The organism is Corynebacterium halotolerans (assembly GCF_050107895.1).
In the GTDB taxonomy this organism is placed as follows: domain Bacteria; phylum Actinomycetota; class Actinomycetes; order Mycobacteriales; family Mycobacteriaceae; genus Corynebacterium; species Corynebacterium halotolerans_B.
In genome coordinates this window covers 57905-66969 of record NZ_JBNILW010000016.1, presented here as the reverse complement: position 1 = coordinate 66969, position 9065 = coordinate 57905, and the positions used below count along the sequence as shown (strand labels likewise).

The following is a 9065-nucleotide window of genomic DNA, read 5'->3' as shown; positions in this document are numbered from 1 at the left end:
GCAGGCACGAGTGCTCCTGAGTGGTGTACGTTTTCTTGGTCGAATCCGTATCTACCAGGCCTCGTGCCTGCTCTTGTTCACTACCCCACCGTGGCCCCCTGTATCTTCCTATCCGCGCAATCTCTAACTAAAAAGCCTGCGCCCCTTAGGCGGCGCGGCTGAGCTCCATGTCCATGGTGTAGTTCAGGGCGTTGTCGCCCTCAGCCAGGTACTCGAGCTGCTCGACAACCTCGCGCTCGACGAGAACCTTGCGGAAGGCGCCGAGGCCACCCTCGCGGTCGAAATCCACGGCGACGGAATCGAGGACGCCATCCACGAGGTGCGGCTCAACCAACGCGTCAAAGCGGGCGTGAAGGTCCTCTCGCAGGCTCCAGAAGCGGTCGGCGCGTGCGATCTCGGTCTTGATGGTGCGGATCATGGTTCGTCACCCTCCCTTTCGTGTGGATTCATCCTTGATATCCAATTCGTTAACTAACCGTTAACCTTAAGCGCACTTCGAAGGGGCGTGCAACCAGTTTTCCCATTCCCGTTTTCGCCGAGATATCAAGGAACAGCCATATCTGCAGGTCAGATGGGGTATTCCGGAATTGAATAATAATGCCGTTAAAGTGACGTAGGGCACTCGATTCTTCCGATGTGATGTGGGGCCATGTTATCGGAGGTGCCCGACCATAGGGGCTCCCCAGGGCTTTCCCTGGTGCGGGCGATCTCCCCACCCCAGCTGTTAACCTTCCGGACATATTTGCCCTGCAGGCCTTTCCCGCCCCGGAAGCGGGTGGCGCCCCGCAACGCCACTCGCCCACGACAAGCCGAAGAGCCGGGACAGTAGTCCCGGCCCCAGCTTCACGCCGCCCTTCAGGCGGCAGTTTTACCGAGCACCCCCAGCTCTTCGAGCAGCCCGCGGATGTGACGCTCCACCTCATCGGCGATCACCCGGACCCGCCCCACCGGCTCCCCCTCGGGATCATCGATGTCCCAGCGGACATAGCGCAGACCCGGGACGCCGGGCACCTCGTCAACCCCCATCAGCACCACCACATCGGAGGTGTGGACCGTGCGCGGGATAATTGTCTTCTGATAGAGCTCCCGCGTGGAGATGCCCCGCTCGCGGAGCACCTGCACCACAGTGGGGTCCACCCCCTCGGCCGGCTCCAACCCCACCGAGCGGACCATGATTCGGTTCCCCACCAGCCACCTGGTGAGGGCACTGGCCAGCTGGGAACGGCCGGCGTTGCGGCGACAGACGAAAAGCAGCTCCTTGCGGCGCCTGTCCATCGCCCGGCCCTGCGCGACCTCCTGCTCCAGCCGGTCCGTGGCCTCCCGCTCCACCATCACCGTCATGAAACTGCCGATGCGGGCACGCTCCACGCTCTCCGAGATGGTTTCATCGAGAACCCGATCCACCATTTCCGGTGGACACATATGGTCGTACCGGCGGTGCATGTCCTCTCGAACGATGTCGAACTGCCTGTTACTCATAGGTCATTCACTCCCTTCCCGGGAAGAACCTGGCCCGGAAAGACACTCCGGGAACCGGATGGACACGTGCCATTCACTTTCCGTTAACCATACCCGGCATAAGTGAGATACGACACCTTTTACGGGTCCCCGTTTACAGGCCGTCCCGTTCACTTGGAAACGGAGGATCTGACTCAGCCGGGAGGCCTCGGGCACACAACTTCCAGAGTGCGGAATGCAGGCCCGGGCGGGTGAGGAAGCGCCGCCAGATCGTGTGGTTTCGGCGACGAACCACACGGTTGCGGCAGCGTTTCCTCATCCCCATCCCGCCAGACGCAACCGGATCCGCAAGCCCCATCGACCAGGGAAAGCACGCAGTTTTCATCCCACCCCAGACAGCAGAACAGGCCAGGCAGCAGAACAGGCCACTGCCCGGTGCGGAAAGCACCGGGCAGTGGCCTGTCACAACACGTGTGGCCGCGCAGTACCGCGGCGGGCGGGACTACAGGACGTCGCGCAGCTTGTTGTCGAACATGCTCAGGGCGGAAGCGATGGCCATGTGCATGTCCAGATACTGGTAGGTCCCCAGGCGGCCACCGAAGTACACCTGCCGGCCGGAGGTCTCGGCGTCGGCGAGCTCACGGTACTTCTTCAGCATCTCCCGGTCATCGGGGGTGTTGATCGGATAGTAGGGCTCATCGGTGTCATCGGCGAAGCGGGAGAACTCCCGCATGATCACCGTCTTGTCCTTCGGGTACACGTCCTCGCGCTCCGGATGGAAGTGCCGGAACTCGTGGATGCGGGTGAAGGGGACGTCGGCGTCGTTGTAGTTCATCACCGGGGTGCCTTGGAAGTCACCGACCTCGAGCACCTCCGTCTCAAAGTCGAGGGTGCGCCAGCCCAACCGGCCCTCGGCGTAGTCGAAGTAGCGGTCCAGCGGGCCGGTGTAGACCACCGGGGCGTCCGGGGATTCCGCACGCAGCTGGTCACGGACGTCGAACCAGTCGGTGTCCAGACGCACCTCAATCAGCTCATGGTCGGCCATGTTCTCCAGCCAGGCGGTGTAGCCGTCCACCGGCAGACCCTCATAGGTGTCGTTGAAATAGCGGTTGTTGAAGGTGTAACGCACCGGCAGGCGCGTGATGTTGCCGGCGGGCAGGTTCTTCGGGTCGGTCTGCCACTGCTTGGCGGTGTAGTCGCGGATGAACGCCTCGTAAAGCGGGCGCCCGATCAGGGAGATCGCCTTCTCCTCCAGGTTGGAGGCGTCCTCCGTGGCGATCTCGGTGGACTGCTCCCTGATGAGCTCGCGGGCCTCCGTGGGGCTGTAGTAGCGGCCGAAGAACTGGTTGATCAGCCCCAGCCCCATGGGGAACTGGTAGGCGGTGCCGTCGTGCATCGCGAACACGCGGTGCTGGTAATCGGTGAAATCGGTGAAGCGGTTGACGTAGTCCCACACCCGCTTGTTGGAGGTGTGGAACAGGTGAGCGCCGTACTTGTGGATCTCGATCCCGGTCTCCGGCTCGGCCTCCGAGTAGGCGTTGCCGCCGAGGTGGTTGCGGCGCTCGACCACGAGCACCCGCTTGCCCAGGTCACTCGCGGCCCGCTCGGCCACGGTGAGGCCGAAGAACCCGGAGCCGACGACGATCAGGTCATATTGCTTCGCTTCCGTCATGCCCCTGACCCTAATCCACGCCACGCTGACCAGCACCGCAACACTCCGCACCGGCTGCCTTTCGCTTATCGACGCCGCGGTCCGGCCCGGCGCTACACGCCGTCGGGCAGCTCGAACAGGCCGTCGCGCAGGATCTTTTCCGCGGTGGCCAGGGTGGCCTCGATCAGGGGCCGGAAGGCGGTCTCCGGATCATCGGCCCCGCGGGCCCCCAGCACTGCCCCGGAGACGGCGACCCACACGACGTGGACCATGACCAGGTGCTCATCCTGCATCGTCCCGTACCCCGCGCGCTGCGACAGGGCGGTGGCGGCCGCGGTGATCCCCTCCAGCAGCAGATCATGCGGCGCCATGTTCCCGAGGTTGCTCAGGGAACCGGAGAGGATCAGCGCATCGGCGTAGGTGAGTTCCTCGCCGTCCCCGTTGGCGATGTTGTTGAAGGCGGTGCGGACCAGCACCGTGATCTCGTCCAGCTCCTCGGGCGCTGCCAGGATCTCCCGCGGCCAGATGGTCATCACCGTGCGGATGTGGTGTGCGACCGCCTCCTCACGGGTGGAGAAGTAGTTGTGGAACGTCCGGGTGGACACCCCGACCGTCTCCGTCACCTCCACCGCCGATACACCTGAGATCCCGCGCTCGACCGCAATTTCGGTTGCCGCCCTGGCCAACGCGGCCTTTGTCGCACGCTTCTTCTGCTCCCTGATGCCACTCATGGCGTCCCACCACTTTCCTGTCCTGTCGCTTCCTGTCCTACCGGCTCCGTCGATCTCTCCGAGGTAGCCCGGATAGTTACCCTGCTCCGCCCCTTCACTCCGCATACGTGCCCGGTCCTTCAATGAAGGGCATGCCTGCGGCAGCACGGTGGCAGCTGCCCCGCTGGGGCAGGTGATCCGCCGTTCCACCGGGCGCAGCAGAGGGCAATTTCCACCAGCGGAAGAACTTAATACCCTTCTCCCGAGTACGTGGGGGGTTTGCCGAAAAAGTGAGCAACTTTCAGCATCCTCTTTCAAGAGATCTGACGCATACCAGAGGTCCGGCCAGCTCACAGGGCCCAGCCAAGAAGCCCCCAGCCCTCCCCTTCCGCCCGCACAGCGCGCTTTCAAGCAAACGGGCGACAGTCACTTCAGTAACATGAATAACAACAATGTCATGGCGTCCCAGCCAACTTGTCTGCTCACACAAGTATCATTAGTCCCGGTTGTGTACTAACATTTCTCTCGGCTCAGGGAGTCACAGCCGCACCAGATCAAATCAGGGAGTGAATAGTGCAGCAACGACGACGTCTCAACGCGGTCAGGCAACGGCCCATGTTGGCGATCATCCTTTCCACCGTGCTTGTCGCGGCGGGCATCGCCGGTGTCACCGGCGAACGCATTCTCAGCACCCAGGAGGCCGGCGGCGATCCGGTTCCGGTCTCGGAGCAGAACGTCGCGTTCTCCTCCGGGGACAACGTCGTGATCGACGACCCGGCCATCGCCACGCAGGGCCTGGGGCCGGGGCAGGGCCAGGGCACCAGCGAACGCACCGTCAAGGAGTTCTCCACCGAGGAGCCCTTCTCGATGTTCGCGCTGACCTGGGAGGGTGATCTCGACGTCGCCTCCTTCGTGCGCGCGCAGGCCGAGGACGGTTCCTGGGGCCAGTGGTACAGCGCGGAACCGATCGGCGAAACCAGTCCCAGCGGCAAGAACGGCACCGACCTGATCTACGTCGAACCGACGACCAAGATCCAGGTGTCCACCACCGGTATCGACTATCTCGGCGCCGAAGCGGCTGGCACCGAGGGCGCCCCCGCCGAAGAATCCCCCGCCACGGACGGGGCAGCGGCACCGGCGACTGAGACGCCGACGGAACCTGCATCTGCCCCGCAGTCGGCCGAGGAACCGGCGGTCGAGGCCCCCGCCCCCGCTGAAGCTCCCACAGCGGAGGTGCCCGCGGATACTCCCGCCGCGGACACCGACTCCCGCATCACCCAGAACGGCCCCGCCGGTACTGCACCGCTGCCGAGCAACTACGGCGACATCCAGCCGGTGGCAGAGGTCGCGGACCCCAACAACGTCGAGGTCGTGCTGCTGGACGGCAACGCCGACCAGGGTGGCATCGCCCTGGCCTCCGAGTCCGACAGCTACGGCATGCCGAACGTGATCTCCCGGGCCGGCTGGGGCGCCGATGAATCGCTGCGCTGCTCCAGCCCGACGATCGATGACCAGGTCTCCGCGATCACCATCCACCACACCGCCGGGTCCAACAACTACACGGAGGCCCAGGCCGCCGCACAGATGCGCGGCTACTACCACTACCATGCCGCCCAGCTCGGCTGGTGCGACATCGGTTACCAGGCCCTGGTGGACAAGTACGGCAACATCTACGAGGGCCGCGCCGGTGGCCTGAACAAGGCCGTGCAGGGCGCGCACGCCGGTGGCTTCAACCAGAACACCTGGGCGATCTCCATGATGGGCGACTTCAGCACCGTCACCCCGCCGCGCGAGACCATCCAGGCGGTCGGCGAGATGGCCGGCTGGCGCGCATCCGTCGCCGGGTTCAACCCCACCGGTTCGGACACCCACTACTCCGAGGGCTCGGGCTACACGATGTACCCCTACGGCACCGCAGTGACGCTGCCGAACATCTTCGCCCACCGCGACGTCGGCTACACCACCTGTCCCGGTGACGCCGGCTATGCCCAGATGGACAACATCCGGAAGATCGCCAAGCAGAAATATGACGCGATCGGGGGCGGCAACGCGGGCGGTTCGGACTCCGGTTCCACCCCGGGCACCACCTCCTCCACCTCCCCGGCACAGCCGAGCACCCCGGCCCCGGGTGGCCAGGCCACCAATGAGCCGGCCACCCTCGACCAGATGTCCTCGGACGTGTTCAGCGGCATGGCCGGCGGCGACATCGACTTGGCTGGTCTGCTCGCCGGAGACACCGAGGCCATCACCGGCGCAGCCGGAACCATCGCGGTGATCGCGCTCTCCCTGGCCCTGGCCAATGGCGAGCTCGGCAGCAGCGGCGGGGAGGGCGCCACGACCACCGCCGGTGACGTCGAGATCATCGACGGCGTGAGCCTGGCGCACATCCCGCCGGTGGTGGACGGTCTGGTTTCCCTGAGCGGTGACTCCGAGATGGCTGAAACCTGGCGTCAGATCCGCAGCCTCTTCGGTCCGGTCCTGGGCGAGTCCCGCTCCGGTGTGGCCTATGCCGCCGACCAGCACGGCAACACCAACACCCAGTACGCCCTGTTCGACAACGGCATCATGCTGTCCTCGGACCAGACCGGCACCCACGCCCTGTGGGGTGCGATCGGCAACGCCTGGGCGGGCCAGGGCTTCGACGCCGGTCCGCTGGGGCTGCCCGTCAACGAGGAGTACTCGGCCGGTGACCTACTGCGGGTGGACTTCCAGTTCGGTTACATCACCTATGATCCCGCCAGCGGCGCGATCGACGTCCAGCTGAACTAGCACAGCTGTGATACTCTCCCGCGGCGGCCTGCCACCAGGCTGCCGCGGGATTTCGGCGTTCCAGGGCCCCTCCCCTACCGCTCCCAGTCGTAGGAGCGCTCCACGGCCCGGTTCCACTCGGCGTAGAGTCGCTCGCGCTCGGCCCGGTCCATCTCCGGTTGCCAGCGCTTGTCCACCTCGCACTGCGCCGCCAGTTCCGCGAGCGAGGACCAGTAGCCCACGCCGTAACCCGCGGCGAAGGCGGCGCCCAGAGCGGTGGTCTCGATATTGTCCGGCCGCGCGATCTCGGCCCCGAGGACGTCCGCCTGGATCTGCATGGCCAACTCATTGCTGACCATCCCGCCGTCCACCTTCAGGGCCTGCAGCTCGACGCCGGAGTCCGCCACCATCGCCTCCACGACCTCCCGGGTCTGGAAGGCGGTCGCCTCCAGCACCGCGCGGCACAGGTGGCGCCGATCGGCGAAGCGGGTCAGGCCCACGATGACGCCGCGGGCGTCGCTACGCCAGCGCGGCGCGAACAGCCCGGAAAACGCCGGGACGATGTAGACCCCGCCGTTGTCCCCGGCCTCGCGCGCCAGGTTCTCGATCGCCGGGGCGTTGGGGATGAGCTGCAGGGAATCGCGCAGCCACTGCACCAGGGAACCACCCATCGCCACCGAGCCCTCCAGCGCGTAGACGGGCTTTTCACCCGCGACCTGGTAGCAGACGGTGCTGAGCAACCCGTGCCCGCTGATCCGCACCTGCTCACCGGTGTTGAGCAGCAGGAACAGGCCCGTCCCGTAGGTGTTCTTCGCCGTGCCCTCGGTGAAGCAGCCCTGGCCGAACATGGCGGCCTGCTGGTCGCCGAGGACCCCGCGGATCGGCACCCCGGCCAACGTGCCGCGCTGGCGGACCACCCCGAACTCGTCCACCGAGGCCCTGATCTCCGGCAGCAGCTGCCGCGGCACGCCCACCGCCTCGCACAGTTCCTCGTCCCAGGTCAGGGTCTGCAGGTCCATCAGCAGGGTGCGGGAGGCGTTGGTGACGTCGGTGACGTGCCGGGCGACGTCCCCGCGGTCGCCCTCCGCGCCGCCGGTCATGTTCCAGATCAGCCAGGTGTCGATGGTGCCGGCCAGCAGTTCGCCGCGTTCAGCGCGCGCCCGGGCACCCTCGACGTGGCCGAGGATCCAGGCGATCTTCGGGCCCGCCGGGTAGGAGTTGATGAGCAGACCGGTGCGCTCCTGCCAACGGCGGAAGCCCTCCTCACCGGCGAGCCGCTCACACAACCTGGTGGTCCGGGTGTCCTGCCAGACGATGGCGTTGTGGATGGGTTTGCCGGTGTCCTTCTCCCAGACCACGGCGGTCTCGCGCTGGTTGGTCACCCCGACGGCGGCGATGTCCGCGGCGGCCAGGTCCACATCAGCCAGGGCCACCGACATCGCCCGGCGGGTGTTGTTCCAGATCTCCAGGGGATCGTGCTCCACCCAGCCCTGCTGCGGCATGATCTGGCGGTGCTCGAACTGGGCGGAGCTTCTCACCTGCCCGTCCCGGTCCACGATCACGCAGCGCGTGGACGTGGTGCCCTGGTCAATGGCGGCGATGTACTTGGCATGCTGGGGATCGGTCACGGATGAAATTGTGTCATGTTCCAGCCCTGGTTGGCGGGCGAGTCAGAACCAGCGTTCCAGCACGTCGGCGACGCCGCCCTCGTTATTGGTGGCGGTCACGTGGTCCGCGGCCTCCTTGACCTCGGGCCGGGCGTTGCCCATCGCCACTCCGAGGCCGACCCAGCGGAGCATCTCGATGTCATTGGGCATGTCCCCGAACGCCACCGTGGCGGACTGGTCCACCCGGTGCATCTCGCTCAGGTCCGTCACCCCCAACGCCTTGGTCACGCCGGGGGCAGCCACCTCCAGCAGACCCTCCGACATGGAGAAGGTGATGTGGGCGTCGGTGGGGGCGATGACCGGGTTGACCAGCTCAAACATCTGCGCGGCACTCAGGTTGACGTTGCGCAGCAGGAGTTTGACGGCCGGTTGGGCCAGGACGTCCGCCTCCGGCTCAACGCTGAATCCGGGCCCCTCCCAGGCCGGGAAATACTCCTCCGTGACGACGAAGCAGTCCTCCTCCGGGTCCAGGGCGCTGGTGCCGACGCGCTCGACTGCTACGCCGACACCACCGTGCGGCGCCAGGACCTCCCGGGCCGCGGCGGTCACCGCCGCCATCACCGCCGGGTCGAGCGTGTGGGAGCGCAGCACGCGGTCGGAGGCGGCGTCATAAAGCACGGCGCCGTTGGCACACACGCACACCGGGCGGACCGACAACTGGTTCAGCACCGGATTGAGCCAGCGGTGCGGCCGTCCCGTGGCCAGCGCCAGCTGCGCACCGCCGACGGTGAGTCGGGTGATGACCTCCCGGAGTCTGGGGATGACCCGTTCCCGGGAGTCGATCAGGGTGCCGTCGATATCGCTGACGACCAGCCCCGGTGCGCTATTCAC

General features: G+C 66.2%; 7 protein-coding genes. 1 reads left to right on the top strand and 6 read right to left on the bottom strand.

All coding sequences use genetic code 11. The features are described 5' to 3' along the window. Nucleotides 1-145: 145 nt before the first annotated feature. The 4 genes from ACQCVD_RS13685 to ACQCVD_RS13670 form a co-directional block, all read right to left on the bottom strand. On the bottom strand, nucleotides 146-418 hold the full coding sequence (locus ACQCVD_RS13685) for a three-helix bundle dimerization domain-containing protein (RefSeq protein WP_426824333.1): 273 nt from the start codon (nucleotides 416-418) through the stop codon (nucleotides 146-148). Nucleotides 419-855: 437 nt separating this feature from the next. After that, nucleotides 856-1479, bottom strand: coding sequence for a low molecular weight phosphatase family protein (locus ACQCVD_RS13680; RefSeq protein WP_426824332.1), 624 nt, complete (start codon nucleotides 1477-1479; stop codon nucleotides 856-858). Nucleotides 1480-1960: 481 nt separating this feature from the next. Continuing rightward, nucleotides 1961-3130, bottom strand: coding sequence for a UDP-galactopyranose mutase (gene glf / locus ACQCVD_RS13675; protein WP_426824331.1), 1170 nt, complete (start codon nucleotides 3128-3130; stop codon nucleotides 1961-1963). Nucleotides 3131-3222: 92 nt separating this feature from the next. After that, the gene (locus ACQCVD_RS13670) at nucleotides 3223-3840 is read right to left on the bottom strand and encodes a TetR/AcrR family transcriptional regulator (protein WP_426824330.1); all 618 of its coding nucleotides are present in this window, start codon (nucleotides 3838-3840) and stop codon (nucleotides 3223-3225) included. 594 nt (nucleotides 3841-4434) lie between these two features. Here ACQCVD_RS13670 and ACQCVD_RS13665 point away from each other — a divergent pair. After that, the gene (locus ACQCVD_RS13665) at nucleotides 4435-6588 is read left to right on the top strand and encodes an N-acetylmuramoyl-L-alanine amidase (protein ID WP_426824329.1); all 2154 of its coding nucleotides are present in this window, start codon (nucleotides 4435-4437) and stop codon (nucleotides 6586-6588) included. 74 nt (nucleotides 6589-6662) lie between these two features. Here the strand turns inward: ACQCVD_RS13665 and glpK are convergent, their stop codons facing one another. Next, nucleotides 6663-8195: a glycerol kinase GlpK gene (gene glpK / locus ACQCVD_RS13660; RefSeq protein WP_426824328.1), complete on the bottom strand. Its 1533-nt coding sequence runs from the start codon at nucleotides 8193-8195 to the stop codon at nucleotides 6663-6665. A gap of 42 nt (nucleotides 8196-8237) precedes the next feature. Next, a complete protein-coding gene (locus ACQCVD_RS13655) occupies nucleotides 8238-9065 on the bottom strand; it encodes an HAD family hydrolase (protein ID WP_426824327.1) in 828 nt (275 codons plus the stop codon).

Excerpts from the sequence above, each read along its gene's own strand:
- ACQCVD_RS13685 (WP_426824333.1), bottom strand. The coding sequence starts at position 418 with ATGATCCGCACCATCAAGACCGAGATCGCACGCGCCGACCGCTTCTGG.
- ACQCVD_RS13680 (WP_426824332.1), bottom strand. The coding sequence starts at position 1,479 with ATGAGTAACAGGCAGTTCGACATCGTTCGAGAGGACATGCACCGCCGG.
- glf (WP_426824331.1), bottom strand. The coding sequence starts at position 3,130 with ATGACGGAAGCGAAGCAATATGACCTGATCGTCGTCGGCTCCGGGTTC.
- ACQCVD_RS13670 (WP_426824330.1), bottom strand. The coding sequence starts at position 3,840 with ATGAGTGGCATCAGGGAGCAGAAGAAGCGTGCGACAAAGGCCGCGTTG.
- ACQCVD_RS13665 (WP_426824329.1), top strand. The coding sequence starts at position 4,435 with ATGTTGGCGATCATCCTTTCCACCGTGCTTGTCGCGGCGGGCATCGCC.